Source organism: Mesorhizobium sp. M2D.F.Ca.ET.226.01.1.1, from assembly GCF_004022705.2.
In the GTDB taxonomy this organism is placed as follows: domain Bacteria; phylum Pseudomonadota; class Alphaproteobacteria; order Rhizobiales; family Rhizobiaceae; genus Mesorhizobium.
In genome coordinates, this window is the sequence record NZ_RZOY02000014.1 from 106,219 (window position 1) to 121,973 (window position 15,755).

A 15,755-nucleotide genomic window follows, 5' to 3' on the forward strand; every position below is an offset into this window, starting at 1 on the left:
AATGGCTCGCATAGCCTGGACGGCAATCCGGTGTCTGTTGCCAGGAGTTTGCAAGGCTTGTGTAACCGGGCGGTGCCGCCCGGATAGATTCAAAAAACCTTATCCGCCACGCGGCTTTGTCAAGCAGCCGCTTATATGGCAGGGTACGGTCGGCAGGTTGCGGGAGCAGGTTCGATGGAACAGCGCCGGTCATCGCAGAGCTTCAAGCGGAAGGAACTGGTCGCCAAGCTCAACGCCACGGGGGTGCGCGCCTTCAAGGCGGCGGCCGACACGGCCAAGTTGCGCGGCAATCCCTATGTCGAACTCGTCCACTTCATTCAGCAACTGGTTCTGTCCGAACGCTCGGACGTGCAGATGATCGTCGCCGACGCCGGCATCGACGCCAGCCGGCTGACGGCGGACATGACCCGTGCCATCGACAAGCTGCCCTATGGCGCCACTTCCATTGAAGAATTTTCGGATCACATCTTCCACGCGATCCAGGAGGGTTGGAACCTGGCGACGCTGGAGTTCCGCGCCGAAGAGGTGCGCAGCGCCCATATCCTGCTTGCTTGCCTGAAGACGCCGGTGCTGGAAGGCCTGGTATCGAAGATCAGCGCCGAGTTCGACAAGATCGACGCCGACGGGGTCATTTCCCGCTTCGCCGACGTCACCGAAGGCTCGCTCGAAGCCGGCTCACCTCCCCCCGAGCCTGCCACGGAGACGCCGATGAAGCGCGGTCCCGGTGGGGACTCGGCGCTCGCCAAATACGCCACCGACCTCACCCAGCGAGCCCGTGACGGCAAGATCGATCCCGTCGTCGGCCGCGATCCGGAAATCAGGCAGATCGTCGACATCCTGATGCGACGCCGGCAAAACAACCCGATCCTGACCGGCGAAGCAGGCGTCGGCAAGACGGCGGTCGTTGAAGGATTCGCCCTCCGCATCGCCCAGGGCGACGTACCGCCGACGCTGCAGAATGTCAGCGTGCGCATGCTCGATGTCGGGCTGATGCAGGCGGGCGCCAGCGTCAAGGGCGAGTTCGAGAAGCGGCTGAAGGCAGTCATCGACGAGGTCCAGGCTTCCGAGGTGCCGATCATCCTGTTCATCGACGAGGCGCACACCCTTATCGGCGCCGGCGGCGCCGCCGGCACAGGCGATGCCGCCAATCTCCTGAAGCCGGCGCTGGCGCGCGGCGAGCTGCGCACCATCGCCGCCACGACCTGGGCCGAATACAAGCAGCATATCGAGAAGGATCCGGCGCTGACCCGCCGTTTTCAGGTGGTCAAGATCGAGGAACCGTCGGAAGCGGTGGCCGTGCTGATGCTGCGCGGCGTCGCCGGCGTGTTGGAGCAGCACCATAAGGTGCAGATCCTGGACGAGGCGATCGAGGCGGCGGTCTCACTGTCGCACCGCTACATCCCGGCCAGGCAGTTGCCGGACAAGGCCGTCAGCCTGCTCGACACCGCCTGCGCCCGCGTCGCGGTCTCGCAGCATGCCACGCCCGCCGAGGTCGAGGATATCCTGCGCCGCCGCCAGGCGCTGGAAGTGGAGAAGGGCATCATTGGCCGCGAGGCGGCGATCGGCATCGAGGTCGCCGAGCGGCGGGCTCGCGTCGACGCCGGGCTGGCGGAAACCGAGACCGCTTTGGCCGCAGCCCAGGCGCGCTGGGATCGCGAAAAGGCTCTGGTCAGCGAGATCCTCGATCTGCGCGCTAAATTGCGGGGCGAGGGCGTGCCGCTCGATGAAGCGGCGGCTGAAGAGGCTGCTGCCGAGACGCAGAGCGCGCCAAAGGCGCCAGAGCAAAAGCCGGCTGAGGACAAGGTTGCCGAAGCCAAGGCTGCCGAAGCCAAGAAAACCAAGACCTCGAAAGCCAAGGGATCCAAGGCTGCGAAGGCCGAGGCTGTTTCCGCCCAGCCGGCGGATCAGGCCGCTGCCGACCTGGCACGGCTGCGCGAACTGATGGCGGAACTCGCCGCGGCGCAAGGCGAAACGCCGTTGATACTGCCTTCGGTCGACCGCAATGCCGTGGCCGCCGTTGTCCAGGATTGGACCGGCATTCCGACCGGACGGATGCTCTCCAGCCAGACCGAGAAGGCGTTGAAGCTCGCTGCCACGCTATCCGAGCGCGTCGTCGGCCAGGACCACGCGATGGAGATGATCGCCAGACGCGTGCAGACCAGCCGCGCCGGGCTCGGCGCGCCGGAAAAGCCGGTGGGCGTGTTCCTGCTGTGCGGTCCCTCCGGCGTCGGCAAGACCGAAACCGCGCTGGCGCTTGCCGAAACGCTCTATGGCGGCGAGCAGAACCTGATCTCGATCAACATGTCGGAGTTCCAGGAAGCCCATACCGTCTCGACCCTCAAAGGCGCGCCGCCCGGCTATGTCGGCTACGGCAAGGGCGGCATCTTGACCGAGGCCGTACGGCGCAAACCCTATTCCGTGATCCTGCTCGACGAGGTTGAGAAGGCGCATCCGGACGTGCACGAGATCTTCTTCCAGGTCTTCGACAAGGGCATGATGGATGACAGCGAAGGCCGCCGCATCGACTTCAAGAACACGCTGATCCTGCTAACCTCGAACGTCGGCTCCGACGTCATCATGGACCGCACGAAGAACGGCGCGGTGCGGACCGGCATCGACGATCTCGACACCGCGCTCCGCGCTCCGCTGCTGAAGGTCTTCCCGGCCGCCTTCCTCGGCCGGGTCGTGACCATTCCCTACTATCCGCTGTCGGATACGATGATCGAGGCGATCACCAGGCATCAGTTCGGCAAGATTGCACGCCGGCTCAGGGTAACCAACGATGCCGAACTGGTCATCGGCGACGGCGTCATGGATCTGGTCAAGGCGCGTTGCACCGAGATCGAATCCGGCGGGCGCATGATCGACGCGATCCTCACCAACACCCTGCTGCCGGAACTCAGCCGTGGCGTGCTCAACCGCTCGCTCGAGGGCAAGAAGATGACAAAAGTCATCGTCGGTGCCTCGACGGAAGGATTCACCTATTCGTTCGAATAAAGCACGATTGAGATCAGCCATTCGGAGCGGCAGCGAGCCGCGCACGCTCATCGCCTCGGATCTCTCGACCTTCGTCCCCGGCCAGGCGCTGAAGGTCGACGGCGGCATCTACTCCCACTGACGCTCGCGGCGGGTCTCGCGGCCGCTCTAGAACCGCGGCCCCGTCACCATCCTGGCAATTCGCGCCATGTCGGCGCTCATCTCGCGATCGTCGTCGAGCGGGGTGACGAGTGCCCGCACGGCTTCATAGCTGCGCCGCGGGCCTTCGCCCATCGAGTCCAGCACGCCGCGCAGCTCCACGCCCGTCGCCGCGAAGATCAGTTCCATTGCCACCAGATAGCGCAGGCGCTCGATGATCCCCGCCGTCTTGGCCACTACGCGTGGCGCCATCGACGACTGGTCCTCGACGCCGTCCGAGATCGCCAAGGGGCTCAGCGACATCGGATTGGCGAGGTGGCGGATCTCGGCTTCGAGGGCTGCGACCGGCTTCTGCAGTTCAGCATAACCCTGGCGGCTGCCGCCCCGGGCCGACAGGAAGCGCGGCAGCTCCGCCACCGTCGGCGACATCAGCTTCATCGAGCGGTTGGCGGTGCCGACCGCGCAATGCGCCAGCGCCTGGCCGAGATTTTCCCAGGTCAGCGTGAAGGCCGTCAGGTCGAAATTGCCATTGGAGACGACGCGCTCGGCCTCAGGCAGGATGACCGGATTGTCGCCGGAATGGCCAAGCTCGATTTCGGTCGCGAGCTTCGCCTGCTCATAGGCGTGCAGCAGCCCGCCCCACACTTGCGGCACGCAGCGGAAGCTGAGCGGGTCCTGCAGGCGCCGCGCGGCGTGGTCCTGCCACAGCCCGCTGCCTGAAAGCTCGGCCCGCAGCCGCGCGCCGATCTCCTGCTGGCCGAAGGCCGGCCGCGCCGCAAGCGCATCCTCGTCGATGGCCTTGAGCGACGCCCGGAATGCCTCGTAGTTGAGAGCGACGGCCGCCAGCGACCAGTCGATCAGGCAGGCGACCTCCTCGAGCGCGAGGCACGCCGTTCCGGTGGAAAGGCTGTTGGCGACGATGATCGCATGGCCGTCCTTCTCGCGCAGGTCGAGCGGTTCGAGCCCGGCGAGCTTCAGCGCCTCGGCCGATGGCATGATCCTGCCCTGATATTCGCTCTCGCCGTCGCCGCGCAGCGCCCGTGCCAGGTGGCCGAGTGGCGCGAGGTCCGCGGCGCCCACCGATCCCCAGCTCGGGATGACCGGATGGACATCGGCGTTGAGCGCCGCGACCAGGCCGAGCACCACGCGCTCCGAGGTGCCGGTGCCGCCCGCCGCCATGCCGCAGATGCGCGCGACCATCAGCGCCCGCACCGCTTCGGTCGGCAGCGACGGGCCGGCGCCCATCGAGTGGCTGAGCGGCACGCTATGCTGGAAGGCGATCAGGTCGGCCTCGGCGAGCGGTGTGTCGACACAGGCGCCGAGTCCGGTGGTGACGCCATAGAGCGGCTTGCCGAGCTGGGTGAGATGCTCGATTAGGGCGCGGCTGGCGCGGATGCGACGCATGGCTTCCTCGCCGAGCACGAGCCGGGCTCCGCGCCGCGCGATCTCCGCGACATCTTCCGTGCTGAGCGGCTTGGCATCGAGGACGATCACTCTTGCAGTCATCTGGCGCTGTTCCTGTGCATCCCGCATTGGACGGGTTCAAACGAACGCAGGATAGCCGCCCGCTGCCGCCCATTGTCGAATCGCCGTCGCAATTACCGTTATTTTTCGGCGGCCAGAAGCAAAAAATCCGGCGCTCATGTCACAACTGGCCGCGCATCGCTCGTCTTGAGTTCGGAAGCAACGAAAGGAACCGACCATGACTGTCAGACTTGACCCCCTTGCCGCCGCCCCTTCGCTGATGAAGGAGTGGCAGCGCGCTTCGCTCGCCATTTCCGGCAGCCTCGATCCGGCGCTTGCCGAGCTCATCGAGATCCGATCCTCGCAGATCAATGGTTGCGCCAACTGCATCAATATGCACTCGACCTATGCCCGCGAGCGCGGCGAGACCGAGCAGCGCATCTATCTGTTGTCGGCCTGGCGTGAGGCGCCATGCTATACCGATCGGGAGCGCGCCGCGCTCGGCTGGACCGAAGCGCTGACCAGGATTTGCGAAGGCCATACGCATGAAGCGGCCTATGAAGCGTTGAAGCCGCATTTCTCCGAGGAGGAGCGCGTGAAGCTCACATTGATGATCAACATAATCAACGGCTGGAACCGCATCGCGGTCGGCTTCGGCGGCTTCGTCGATCCAGCAGCCGTCAAGGCCTCCAACAAGGCGGCTGCCGCCCAGGCTGCCAACAAGGCGGCTGCCGCCCAGGCTGCCAACAAGGCGGCCGCGGCTTGACGACGAAGCCGTCATTGACGGGCGCGGCGGCGGAGTTCGAGCCGCTGCGCCCGCAGCTGATGCGGGTCGCCTACCGCATGCTGGGCTCGGTCGCCGATGCCGAGGACGCGGTGCAAGAGGCCTTCATCCGCTGGATGCGGACCGAGCGCGGCGCGGTGCGCCAGCCCGAGGCGTTCCTGCGCCGCACGGTAACTAGGCTGTGCCTTGATCAGCTCAAATCCGCGCGCCGCCAGCGCGAGACCTATGTCGGCCCCTGGTTACCCGAGCCGCTCGTCGAGGAAGACGAGGCGGAGGATGTCAACTTGCCGCTGATGCTGGCACTGGAGCGGCTGTCGCCGCTCGAGCGCGCCGCCTTCCTGCTGCATGACGTGTTCGGCCTGCAGTTCGACGAAGTCGCGGCCGAGATCGAGCGCGATGCAGCCGCCTGCCGCCAGCTCGCGGCCAGAGCGCGTGAGCATGTGCGCGAGGCGCGGCCGCGCTTCAAGGTCGAGAAGCAGCGCGGGCTGGAGATCGCCGAGGCCTTCTTCAACGCGTCACGCAGCGGCGACATGAAAGCGCTCGGCGCAATGCTGAGCGCCGACGTCACCGCTCACGCCGATGGCGGCGGCAAGCGCCCGGCGGCGACCGAGCCGGCCCTTGGATTCGAGGCGGTCATGACGCAATACGCAGCCGTCGCGGCGTGGCTCAAGGACAACCGCTCGATGCTGGTCCGGTACGGCTTCATCAACGGCCTGCCAGGCTTCGTCACGCTCGAAGTCGACGGCGAGCTGCAGACCACGGCCCTCGACATCGAGGACGGCAAGATCACGGCGATCTATGTCATGCGCAATCCCGACAAGCTGCGGCACCTGCACTAGGGCATTTCACCGTTTCACGGAAACGGTGAAATGCCCTATACCCTTGTTTTGGCGCAATTCCGGACGGAAAACCGTCCACACTTTTCCTGGAATTGCTCTCGCGGTAACCACCAGCCGAGGGAACTTTTGCGCAACCTGCGATTTTGGATATGCTGCCGATCCCAATGGCCAGAAGGGTTGCCGCCGATGCCGAAATACCTAACGATCTCTGCTCTCGTGCTGGCCACGGCCGCGAGCATGTCCGCCTCGGCGGTTGCGGGCGAACGGTATCATCATCGCCACCATCGTCATCAGCCGCCGGTCGAGCATGAGGGCTATGTCCCGGCCAGTGACGATATCCTCTATCAGCTGTTCGGTGGTCCGCGCTATTACGACCAGCAGCTGTTCACCACCGCGTCAGGCGCCTGTTCCTACGACCGCGTCGGACCGGACGCGAATGCGCTAAACAAGATCAACGACCATCATTGCGGGAAATAGCCGCCGTTTAGGGCGCGTTGCCAAGCAATCGATAAGCTTCGATCGGCGCATTTCGCTGCGTTCCCTGAACGGCTGACGCCCATCGGGCCAAGTCTTCCGTCGGCCCCTGCGTAGCGGCGGGAGAGTGTCCGAACACATTCCGCTGAAACATTGTATACAAAACATAAGAAAGATGTTGACAATCTGGCGCAGCCGGTTTCCCTTAACGCTATCCGCGCAGCCTACGAGCAAAACACAAAAGCGCGATAACCAAGGGGAACTGCCAATATGATCAACCGTCGCTCGACTCTGAAATCCATGGCGCTCGGCGCCGTCTCGACCCTGGCCATTGCCGCCGTCGGCATTTCGTACGCACAGGCTGAAAACAAGGAACTGAAGATCGGTTTTGTCGGCGTCACCAGCGGCCCGGCCGCCGCCTGGGGCACCTCGAACGTACGCTCGATGCAAACCCGCGCCGCCTGGCTCAACGAAAAAGGCGGCGTCAAGATCGGCAACGACACCTACAACATCAACATCGTCACCTTCGACGACCAGAAGGACCCCAAGCGCGCCATCGCCGGCATGGAGAAAATGGCGCAGGAAGGCATCCACTATGTCGTCGGTCCGAATGTCGATGACGGCGCCGCCGCGGTGCGCCCGGTCGCCGAAGCCAACGGCATTATCTATTTCCCCTACGCCTTCCCCAAGGCGCTGTACCAGAAGCCGGCTTCCAATGCCGTGCTCGGCATGATCGCCAACTACCAGTCCGGCCCCGCGATCTACAAATATCTAAAGGAAAACAAGGGCGTGAAGAAGATCGCCTTTGTCGCGGCCAATGAATCCGATCCGCTCAGCCAGCGCGACTCGGGTGTCGAGGCGGCAAAGGCGCTCGGCCTGGAAATCGTCGCCCAGAACGACACCTACCAAAACGACACGCGCGACTTCACCCCCGTGCTGACGCCGATCGTCGCGTTGAAGCCCGACCTGCTCGTCCTGTCCGGCGTGGCGCCCGCCAACGCGCCGCTGCTCATCCGCGCCGCTCGCGAGCTCGGCTATGAAGGCCTGATCTCGACCGAAACCGCGCAGGACGCCAAGGTTCTGCAAGAGGGTGCCGGTGAATATGCCAACGGCTTCATTTCTGTCGGCGGCGCCTCGACGCCGGAGATCGCGTCGGATGAGATGAAGGAATTCGTCACCCGCTACACCAAAATGTTCGGCGAATATAACGACGAGTCCAACACCAAGGTCTACGCGTTGGAATACATCCTTGACACGCTGAAGGCCAATCCGGCGGCCCTCAACGATGTCGCGGAATTCAAGAAGACCATAGACACCTTCTCGGCGCCCAACCCCTACCTGAAGGGTGACGCCAAGTTGAGCTATGTCGGCGCGACCTCCTTCGGCCAGAAGCGGCAGCTCTCGGTGCCGATGGTGGTTAATGAATACAAGGACGGCGCTTTCCATACCCTGTTCGTCGGCTCCGTCGACTAGCTTTACCTTCGAGCGCCATTTCCTCCAGCTTGCCGCGGGGTCCGGACGATAGGCCGGACCCCGCGGAAGATCGAAGGTACCCATGGAACAGGTCATCGCCAACGGACTGTATCTCGGTGCCCAATACGCGCTGATCGCGCTGGGCTTGACCCTGATCTTCGCCCTGATGAACGTGCTCAATTTCGCCCACGGCCAGATGTATGTGCTGGGCGGGTTCATCACCTATACCGTCTATGGCCAGCTCGGCCTGCCCTTCGTCGTGGCGCTTCTCGCCTCCGGCGTGACGCTCGCCGTCATCGGCGCGCTAATGGAGAAATTCCTCTTCCGCACCGTCATCCGGCGCAGCCATCGCGAGGAAAGCACCATGCTGCTGGCCGCCGCGACCGCCTTCTTCTTCGACGCCGTCATCCTGCTTCTGTTCGGCGAAAAGCAGCGCGGCGTTCCCAAGATCGTCAAGGGCGTCTTCAACGATGTCGGCATCATCATGCCCTACGACCGCATCGTCGTCGGCGCGCTGGCGATCGTCTTCATCGCAGCCTTCGTCCTCTACATGCAGTACAGCCGCGTCGGCCGCGCCATGCGTGCGCTTGCCCAGGATCGCGTCGCCGCCCAGTTGATGGGCGTCCGCGTCGACCGCTATTCGATGATCGGCTTCGCCATGGGCGCCATGCTGGCGGGCGTCGTCGGCGGGCTGCTGGTCACCATCACCGGTGTCAATTCCGGCATCGGCGGCCCGATCTCGATCAAGGCCTTCCTGATGGTGATGATCGGCGGCGCCGGCGTTGTCGGCGGCGCCATCGCCGGCGGCTTCATCCTCGGCATGATGGAATCGGTCGGCCTCACCGTGCTGCGCGAATATGGCGACGTGACCTATCTCGTCATCTTCGCCGCCCTGATGGTGTTCCTGTCGGTCCGGCCCAACGGGCTGATGGGCAAGCCGTGGGGTTGATCGGGCCATGACTGTCAACCGCACCACGAAGATCGCCGCGGTCGTCGCCTTCCTGGCGATCGTCTTCATTGCCGTGCCGGCCGCGATCTCGGCCAGCGGCCACTTCGACCTCTATTACACGCTGACCTCTGTGGCATTGCTCAGCATCGCCAGCGCCGGCGTCTGGCTCACCTTCTATATCGGCCGCATCAACATCGGCCAGGGCGCCTACGCGCTGACGGGCGGCTATGTCTCGGCCATACTGGTGATGGACCATGGCTGGTCGTTCTGGCTGACGCTCCCCGTCGCAGGTCTGTTCTGCGCCGCCACCAGCGTGCTGATCGGCCTGCCGATCCTGCGGCTGCGCGGCGTCTATTTCGCCATGGTCACGCTGGTGCTGACCGAGGTGGCGCGCCTGCTCGCCCTGGCGCTGCCGATCACCAACGGCGCCAAGGGGATCGTCAGCATCCCGCTGCCCGGCGCGCTGTCGGTCTTCGGGATCACGCTGATCCCCGATTTCGCCACGCTGCAGAATTCGCGGCTCGCCTTCTATCTGCTGGCGGTCACGCTGATGGTGGTCTGCTTCGCGATCATGTACCGGCTGGTCAATTCGCGCATCGGCAAGCTTTGCCAGTCGCTGCAGCAGAATGAGGAACTCGCCTCCTCGATCGGCGTCAACATCGCCTATCTGCGCGTCATCGCCTATGCCGTCTCATCCTTCTTTGGCGGCGTTTCCGGCGCCATCTTCGCCGCCATCTCGCAGTCGATCTACCCGTCGAGCTTTACCGTCACCGATTCCGTCAACTTCATGCTGAACTGCTTCCTCGGCGGCCTCGGCTATGTGTTCGGTCCGATGCTCGGCACGCTGGTGCTCTATTTCGGCTGGGACCTTCTGTTCCAGACCGGCCAGTTCCAGTTGCTCATCTATTCCGGCCTGATGATCGTCCTGATGCTGGTGCTGCCCAACGGGTTGCTCAGCCTTGCCGAAACGACCCGGAAGAAGGGTTGAGCCATGGCCGAAATGCTCGAGGTCTCCGGCATCACCAAGCGCTTCGGCGGTCTGGTTGCGGTCAACAACGTGTCCTTCTCGGTGCGCGAGAAGGAGATCCTGTCGGTGATCGGGCCGAACGGCGCCGGCAAGTCGACTTTGTTCAAGCTGATCTCGTCATTCCTGCGTCCGACAACGGGTGAGGTGCGGCTGAAGGGCGAGCGCATCTCCGGCCTGGCGCCGCACATCGCGGCCCGCAAGGGCGTCGTGCGCACCTTTCAGGAGACGACGATCTTCAAGAACATGAGCGTGCGCGACAACGTCATCATCGCGCACCACCTTCGCTCGAAAGCGAGCCTTTTCGGCTTCTTCCTCGGCACCGGCACGGCGAAGGCGGACGAGGCGGCCTTCGGCCAATCGGCCGACGAGATCCTGGCGCTGCTCGGCCTCTCCTCGCTCGCCCATGAGATCGCCCGCAACCTGCCGCATGGCCATTTGCGCGCGCTGGGCATCGCCATCGGTCTGGCCACCAACCCTTCCATCCTGCTGCTCGACGAGCCCTTCGCCGGCATGAACCACGAAGAGACCATGCGCATGGTCGAAATGGTGCGGCGCCTGCGCGAGCGCGGCCTGACCATCCTTCTGGTCGAGCACGACATGCCGGCCGTGATGAAGATCTCCGACCGCCTCGTCGTGCTCAATTTCGGGCAGAAGATCGCCGAGGGAACGCCGTCGGAAATACAGGCCAACGACAAGGTGATCGAAGCCTATCTCGGCAGCGAAGACGAGGCGATCGGCCTATGAACCAGATCCTGAACTTCGCCAATGTCGAGCTCTATTACGACCATGTCTACGCGCTGAAAGGCGTTTCGCTCGAGGTCAACGAGGGCGAGACCGTCGCGCTGATCGGCGCCAACGGCGCCGGCAAGTCGTCGATCCTTCGCGCCATCACCGGCCTGCGCAAGATCAGGTCCGGCGAGATCCATTATGGGGGCAAGCGGATCGATGGCGCCGCCCCCGACGAGATCGTCAAAATGGGCATCGCCATGGTGCCGGAAGGCCGCCGCGTTTTTCCTTACATGTCGGTCAGGGACAATCTGCTGATGGGCGCCTTCACGCGCACCAGCAAATCCGAGATAGCTGCGTCGATGGAGATGGTGCTTGGGCGCTTTCCGCGGTTGAAGGAGCGTTTCTCGCAGGCCGCAGGCACCATGAGCGGCGGCGAGCAGCAGATGCTGGTCATCGGCCGCGCCTTGATGGCTAAGCCGAAACTTCTGTTGCTCGACGAGCCGTCGCTCGGTGTCGCGCCAAAGCTCGTCCAGGACATCGCCCGCTCGATCGTTGCCATCAATCGCGACGAGAAAGTCAGCGTGCTGCTGGTCGAGCAGAATTCGCGCATGGCGCTGCGCATCTCGCAGCGCGCCTACGCGCTGACCACCGGCAGTGTCGCGCTCAGCGGCAACTCCGCCGAACTGCTGACCGACGAGCGGGTCAAGCGTCTTTATCTGGGCGGCGAGATCTGAGGCTGAATGGAATGCGCATTCTCGTCATCAACCCCAACACCACAGCCTCGATGACCGCCAAGATCGGCGAGGCGGCGGCAAGTGTCGCCTCCGGCGCGACGGAGATCATCGCGGTCAATCCGGTCGACGGACCGCCCAGCATCGAAGGTTATTTCGACGAGGTCTTCGCCATTCCAGGCATCATCGCCGAGATGGGCAAGGCACAGGCCGATGCCTATGTCATCGCCTGCTTCGACGATACTGGGCTTGACGCCGGGCGTTGTGCCACCGAGGCCCCCGTCATCGGCATCGGCGAGGCGGCCTTTCATATGGCCAGCCTCGTCGCCGGCAAGTTCAGCGTCGTCACCACGCTTGCTCGCTCGGTTCCGGCGATCGAGCACAATCTGGCGAAATACGGCCTCGCCTCGCGCTGCGCCAAGGTGCGCTCGTCGGACGTCGCCGTGCTCGAGCTCGAACGTCCGGGATCGAATGCAAGACACCGGATTTCGGAAGAGATCGCACGCGCCATCAGCGAGGACAGGGCCGAGGCGATCGTGCTCGGCTGCGCCGGCATGGCCGACCTCGCGCACAGTTTGTCGGAGGAGCACGGCGTTCCGGTGCTGGATGGCGTCGTGTGCGCCGTCACACTGGCCGAGAGCCTGTTCAAGGTCGGCTTGAAGACATCGAAGATCGGCGGCTATGCGGCACCGCGCGGCAAGCGGTTCGCCGGCATGTTCGCACCGCTGTCGCCGGCCGGCTGAGACGCGTCGTGTAAGGTCGGTTGCCCGGGATTGACCACCGCGCAAGCCATATTAGATTGAACCGACCTCTACCAATGGAGGCAAATCAGGCGTTCTGCGCCTGCGCGTTGAAGAGCATGTTGACGGTACTCAGGGAAGAAGATCGAGACGACAAGCCGGCTGCGCGCTGGTCGCCGATCTACTATGGGCTGCGGGACGCCATCGTCAGCCATCGCCTCGCCCCCGGCACCAAGCTACCGGAAGACGAGCTTGCCTCGATCTATTCGGTAAGCCGCACCGTCGTCCGCGCCGCGCTGCAGGCGTTGGCGCATGACCGGCTGGCGCGGCTGGAGCCCAATCGTGGCGCCTTTGTCGCCCAGCCGTCGAAGATCGAGGCGCGCGAGGTGTTCGAGGCGCGCGCGCTGATCGAGCCGAAGGTCGCCGCGCTTGCCGCCAAAGTGGCTGTGCCGTCCGACATCGTGCAGTTGCGCCAGCATCTCGAAAAGGAGCATGAGGCGCTGCATGACGGTCGCGACAGCGACGCCATCATGCTGTCGGCGCGCTTCCATGTCGGCATCGCCGAGATCGCGGCGCATTCGGTGTTCACCAATTTTGTGCGCGACCTCGTCTCGCATTCCTCGCTAATCATCGCGCTCTATTGGAAGCGCCGCGACGCCACCTGCGAGAAGCACGCCCATCATGCGCTGGTCGACGCCATCGAGGCCGGCGACAGCGCCGACGCCGCCGCCCTGATGAACAGCCATCTGGTCGATCTGCTGTCGGGGCTGGATCTCACCGACAAGGTCGAGAAGTCGGACAGCCTGGCGGATCTGCTGCGGGCCTAAGGCAACGTGGAATGTGGGCGGTTCAGCTGGATCGCCGAACCGCCCAGGAAGCCGTCAGGCCGCTGCCGCCTGCGAATAATCCATCCGCTCCAGGTCGGCGATGAGGCCGGGCCCTGTCGGCTGCCAGCCGAGATGCGCACGCGTCCATTCGCTCGAGGCCGGCATATCGAGGCCCGCGAATATGGAAAGCCATCCGAAATGGTCCGCCGCTTCTTCCTGTGAGAGCGAGACCACCGGCACGTTGAGCCCGGCGCCGATCACTTCCGCGATCTCGCGCACCGGGATGCCTTCCTCGGCGACGGCATTGTAGCGCACGCCGGCCTCCTGCTTGTCCAGGGCCAGGCGGTAGAGCTTCGCGACATTCAGCACATGCGCAGCCGACCAGCGATTGCGGCCTTCGCCGAGATAAGCCGACACGCCCTTGGCGCGCGTCTGCTCGATGAGCGGAGTGATCAGGCCCTGCTTCACCGTGTCATGCACTTGCGGCAGCCGCACCACCGCCACCTTGACGCCCTTCTCGGCCATCGCCTGGCCGGTAAGCTCCGACAGGATGCGCGGATTGGGATGGTCGGTGTTGAAAACGTCTTCTCTCGCCGGCTGTCCGTGCTCGGCGGAGCCCATGCCGACGCCCGACGTGATGATGAGCAGCCGGTCCGAACCGGCGAGCGCGCCGCCGAGCGCTTCGATCACGCGCTTGTCCTTCTCGCAATTGGCGACGAAATTCGAGAAATTGTGGTCGAAAGCGGTGTGGATCACCGCATCCGATTTCGCCGCGCCGTCGCGCAGGCTGTCGAGGTCTTCGAGGTCGCCGCGATGGGGTTCGGCGCCGGCGGCGATAAGCGACCGCGCGCCGGCGTCGGAGCGGGTCAGGCCGAGCACCTGGTGCCCGGCGGCAAGAAGCTCGGGCACGATTCTGGAACCGATGAAGCCGGTCGCGCCGGTGAGGAATACACGCATCAGAGGTCTCCTGTGGTTGTTCGGAGGCCTTATTTGCGCTATAAATCATTCTGTTAAAGTAGTGACTTTATCATGGGATAATAGCCAACAGGATGGCGATGCCCCAAGAGATTGCCAACAAAGAGACGACCAACAAGCTGGGCACCTTCCTCCGCGATCGCCGCATGCGCCTTGACCCGACGGCGTTCGGCTTCGCCACGGGGCGGCGGCGCACACAAGGGTTGCGGCGTGAGGAGGTGGCGCAGCGCGCCAATATCAGCCCAACCTGGTACACCTGGCTGGAGCAGGGGAGGGGCGGCGCGCCGTCCGCGGATGTGCTCAACCGCATCGCGACCGGCCTGATGCTGACCGAGCCCGAGCGCGAGCATCTGTTCATGCTGGGCCTCGGGCGGCCGCCGGAGGTCCGCTACAAAGGCGTGGACAGCGTGACGCCACGCCTGCAACGCGTCCTCGATGCCTTGGACCCCAGCCCGGCGATCATCAAGACCGCGACATGGGATGTGGTGGCCTGGAACCGTGCCGCCGCGGCGATGCTGACCGACTATTCCAAGCTGCCGCGCGAGCAGCGCAACATCCTGCGCCTGATGTTCGGCAATCCCCGCGTGCGCGATGCGCAGGATGACTGGCAGAGTGTTGCCCGCTTCGTCGTCGGGTCCTTCAGGGCCGACGCCGTCCGCGCCGGCGCCGGCGCGGAGGTCACCGAACTCGTCGAGGAGCTTTCCAGGATCAGCCCCGAATTCGCGGCGCTGTGGCGCGACAATGACGTCGTTCCGGCCCATGGCGAAGGCGTGAAGCGCCTGCGGCATTCTGAGATCGGACTGATCGAGTTGGAGTTCTCGGTTTTTGCGGTCGACGGCCGTCCGGAGCTCGGCATGATCGTCTACAATCCCGCGACGCAGGCAGATGCGGAACGTATCCGATCCTTGATCGAGACTCGTTCCGCAAAATGATAGACCGCCATCTGGCGGCCCATCACAAAATTTGAAAATCGGCCGCTTCAGTATCCGACGGTGAAGCGCTGCCGGATATGCCGCGGGTTTTCGATCTCGTTCGCCATGGCGATGGCATAGTCCTCGAAGGAGATGCTGCTGCCCTTGTCGTTGGTCAGCAGCGTGTCCTTGCCGAGGCGGAACTTGCCGGTGCGCTCGCCGGCGACGAACAGAGCCGACGGCGACAGGAAGGTCCAGTCGAGATCGCTGACGGTCCTGAGCTTGTCCAGCAAGTCTCCGCCCTTGAGCGCCTCCGCCTTGTAGATGGCCGGGAATTCCGGCGTGTCGACCAGGCGCTTGCCGGGCGCGACTTCGAGGCTGCCGGCGCCGCCGACGATGAGATAGCGCTTGACGCCGGAGGCGCGCACGGCCGCAATCAACGTGTCGGGATCGCTGGCGGTGAAATGCACCGAACTGATCACCGCATCGTGGCCCTTGATTAGCGCGGCCAGCGCGTCCTTGTGGAAAGCGTCGCCCTTGACGGCGGTGACGCCCGGGAGTTTGGCAATCTTCTCCGGATTACGGGCAATCGCGGTGATGGCGTGGCCGCCATCGGAGAGTTCCTTGAGCAGGCGCGAGCCGACCTGGCCGGACGCGCCGATGAGTGCGATCTTCATGGAAGTTTTCCTTTGCTTCG

General features: G+C 64.4%; 15 protein-coding genes. 12 read left to right on the plus strand and 3 right to left on the minus strand.

Annotated elements, in window-relative coordinates; genetic code table 11:
• Positions 1 to 174: 174 nt before the first annotated feature.
• The gene (tssH, locus tag EN869_RS27775; protein WP_127229447.1) at positions 175 to 2,997 is read left to right on the plus strand and encodes a type VI secretion system ATPase TssH; all 2,823 of its coding nucleotides are present in this window, start codon (positions 175 to 177) and stop codon (positions 2,995 to 2,997) included.
• A 147-nt stretch (positions 2,998 to 3,144) separates the two neighbouring features.
• Here tssH and hutH read toward each other — a convergent pair whose 3' ends face one another.
• The gene (hutH, locus tag EN869_RS27780; protein WP_127229446.1) at positions 3,145 to 4,641 is read right to left on the minus strand and encodes a histidine ammonia-lyase; all 1,497 of its coding nucleotides are present in this window, start codon (positions 4,639 to 4,641) and stop codon (positions 3,145 to 3,147) included.
• 196 nt (positions 4,642 to 4,837) lie between these two features.
• Between hutH and EN869_RS27785 the strand changes: the two genes are divergently transcribed.
• The 10 genes from EN869_RS27785 (at position 4,838) to EN869_RS27830 (ending at position 13,172) form a co-directional block, all read left to right on the plus strand.
• Complete coding sequence (locus tag EN869_RS27785) at positions 4,838 to 5,365, plus strand: carboxymuconolactone decarboxylase family protein (protein ID WP_135885086.1); 528 nt, start codon at positions 4,838 to 4,840, stop codon at positions 5,363 to 5,365.
• On the plus strand, positions 5,362 to 6,222 hold the full coding sequence (locus tag EN869_RS27790; protein ID WP_281035893.1) for a sigma-70 family RNA polymerase sigma factor: 861 nt from the start codon (positions 5,362 to 5,364) through the stop codon (positions 6,220 to 6,222). The genes EN869_RS27785 and EN869_RS27790 overlap by 4 nt, the downstream gene beginning before the upstream one ends.
• 186 nt (positions 6,223 to 6,408) lie before the next feature.
• The gene (locus tag EN869_RS27795) at positions 6,409 to 6,699 is read left to right on the plus strand and encodes a hypothetical protein (protein WP_127229444.1); all 291 of its coding nucleotides are present in this window, start codon (positions 6,409 to 6,411) and stop codon (positions 6,697 to 6,699) included.
• Positions 6,700 to 6,966: 267 nt separating this feature from the next.
• Positions 6,967 to 8,169, plus strand: a complete 1,203-nt coding sequence (locus EN869_RS27800) for an ABC transporter substrate-binding protein (RefSeq protein ID WP_127229443.1) — start codon at positions 6,967 to 6,969, stop codon at positions 8,167 to 8,169.
• An 82-nt stretch (positions 8,170 to 8,251) separates the two neighbouring features.
• Positions 8,252 to 9,118: a branched-chain amino acid ABC transporter permease gene (locus EN869_RS27805; RefSeq protein WP_042638857.1), complete on the plus strand. Its 867-nt coding sequence runs from the start codon at positions 8,252 to 8,254 to the stop codon at positions 9,116 to 9,118.
• A 7-nt stretch (positions 9,119 to 9,125) separates the two neighbouring features.
• Entirely contained in the window at positions 9,126 to 10,106 is a 981-nt protein-coding gene (locus tag EN869_RS27810; protein ID WP_127229442.1) for a branched-chain amino acid ABC transporter permease, read from the plus strand.
• A gap of 3 nt (positions 10,107 to 10,109) precedes the next feature.
• Positions 10,110 to 10,889: an ABC transporter ATP-binding protein gene (locus EN869_RS27815; RefSeq protein ID WP_127229441.1), complete on the plus strand. Its 780-nt coding sequence runs from the start codon at positions 10,110 to 10,112 to the stop codon at positions 10,887 to 10,889.
• On the plus strand, positions 10,886 to 11,608 hold the full coding sequence (locus tag EN869_RS27820; protein ID WP_127229440.1) for an ABC transporter ATP-binding protein: 723 nt from the start codon (positions 10,886 to 10,888) through the stop codon (positions 11,606 to 11,608). The genes EN869_RS27815 and EN869_RS27820 overlap by 4 nt, the downstream gene beginning before the upstream one ends.
• An 11-nt stretch (positions 11,609 to 11,619) precedes the next feature.
• On the plus strand, positions 11,620 to 12,348 hold the full coding sequence (locus tag EN869_RS27825) for an aspartate/glutamate racemase family protein (protein ID WP_127229439.1): 729 nt from the start codon (positions 11,620 to 11,622) through the stop codon (positions 12,346 to 12,348).
• Positions 12,349 to 12,464: 116 nt separating this feature from the next.
• A complete protein-coding gene (locus EN869_RS27830; RefSeq protein ID WP_127229438.1) occupies positions 12,465 to 13,172 on the plus strand; it encodes a GntR family transcriptional regulator in 708 nt (235 codons plus the stop codon).
• 54 nt (positions 13,173 to 13,226) lie between these two features.
• On the opposite strand, the gene EN869_RS27835 is transcribed toward EN869_RS27830, so the two are convergent.
• Entirely contained in the window at positions 13,227 to 14,129 is a 903-nt protein-coding gene (locus EN869_RS27835) for an SDR family oxidoreductase (RefSeq protein WP_127229437.1), read from the minus strand.
• A gap of 92 nt (positions 14,130 to 14,221) precedes the next feature.
• Here EN869_RS27835 and EN869_RS27840 point away from each other — a divergent pair, with 92 nt between their 5' ends.
• A complete protein-coding gene (locus tag EN869_RS27840; RefSeq protein WP_245512369.1) occupies positions 14,222 to 15,079 on the plus strand; it encodes a helix-turn-helix transcriptional regulator in 858 nt (285 codons plus the stop codon).
• 47 nt (positions 15,080 to 15,126) lie between these two features.
• Here the strand turns inward: EN869_RS27840 and EN869_RS27845 are convergent, their stop codons facing one another.
• Positions 15,127 to 15,735, minus strand: a complete 609-nt coding sequence (locus EN869_RS27845) for an NAD(P)-dependent oxidoreductase (protein ID WP_127229436.1) — start codon at positions 15,733 to 15,735, stop codon at positions 15,127 to 15,129.
• Positions 15,736 to 15,755 lie beyond the last annotated feature (20 nt).

Coding starts and splice junctions, on each gene's coding strand:
- tssH (WP_127229447.1), top strand. CDS start 175: ATGGAACAGCGCCGGTCATCGCAGAGCTTCAAGCGGAAGGAACTGGTC.
- hutH (WP_127229446.1), bottom strand. CDS start 4,641: ATGACTGCAAGAGTGATCGTCCTCGATGCCAAGCCGCTCAGCACGGAA.
- EN869_RS27785 (WP_135885086.1), top strand. CDS start 4,838: ATGACTGTCAGACTTGACCCCCTTGCCGCCGCCCCTTCGCTGATGAAG.
- EN869_RS27795 (WP_127229444.1), top strand. CDS start 6,409: ATGCCGAAATACCTAACGATCTCTGCTCTCGTGCTGGCCACGGCCGCG.
- EN869_RS27800 (WP_127229443.1), top strand. CDS start 6,967: ATGATCAACCGTCGCTCGACTCTGAAATCCATGGCGCTCGGCGCCGTC.
- EN869_RS27805 (WP_042638857.1), top strand. CDS start 8,252: ATGGAACAGGTCATCGCCAACGGACTGTATCTCGGTGCCCAATACGCG.
- EN869_RS27810 (WP_127229442.1), top strand. CDS start 9,126: ATGACTGTCAACCGCACCACGAAGATCGCCGCGGTCGTCGCCTTCCTG.
- EN869_RS27815 (WP_127229441.1), top strand. CDS start 10,110: ATGGCCGAAATGCTCGAGGTCTCCGGCATCACCAAGCGCTTCGGCGGT.
- EN869_RS27820 (WP_127229440.1), top strand. CDS start 10,886: ATGAACCAGATCCTGAACTTCGCCAATGTCGAGCTCTATTACGACCAT.
- EN869_RS27825 (WP_127229439.1), top strand. CDS start 11,620: ATGCGCATTCTCGTCATCAACCCCAACACCACAGCCTCGATGACCGCC.
- EN869_RS27830 (WP_127229438.1), top strand. CDS start 12,465: ATGTTGACGGTACTCAGGGAAGAAGATCGAGACGACAAGCCGGCTGCG.
- EN869_RS27835 (WP_127229437.1), bottom strand. CDS start 14,129: ATGCGTGTATTCCTCACCGGCGCGACCGGCTTCATCGGTTCCAGAATC.
- EN869_RS27840 (WP_245512369.1), top strand. CDS start 14,222: ATGGCGATGCCCCAAGAGATTGCCAACAAAGAGACGACCAACAAGCTG.
- EN869_RS27845 (WP_127229436.1), bottom strand. CDS start 15,735: ATGAAGATCGCACTCATCGGCGCGTCCGGCCAGGTCGGCTCGCGCCTG.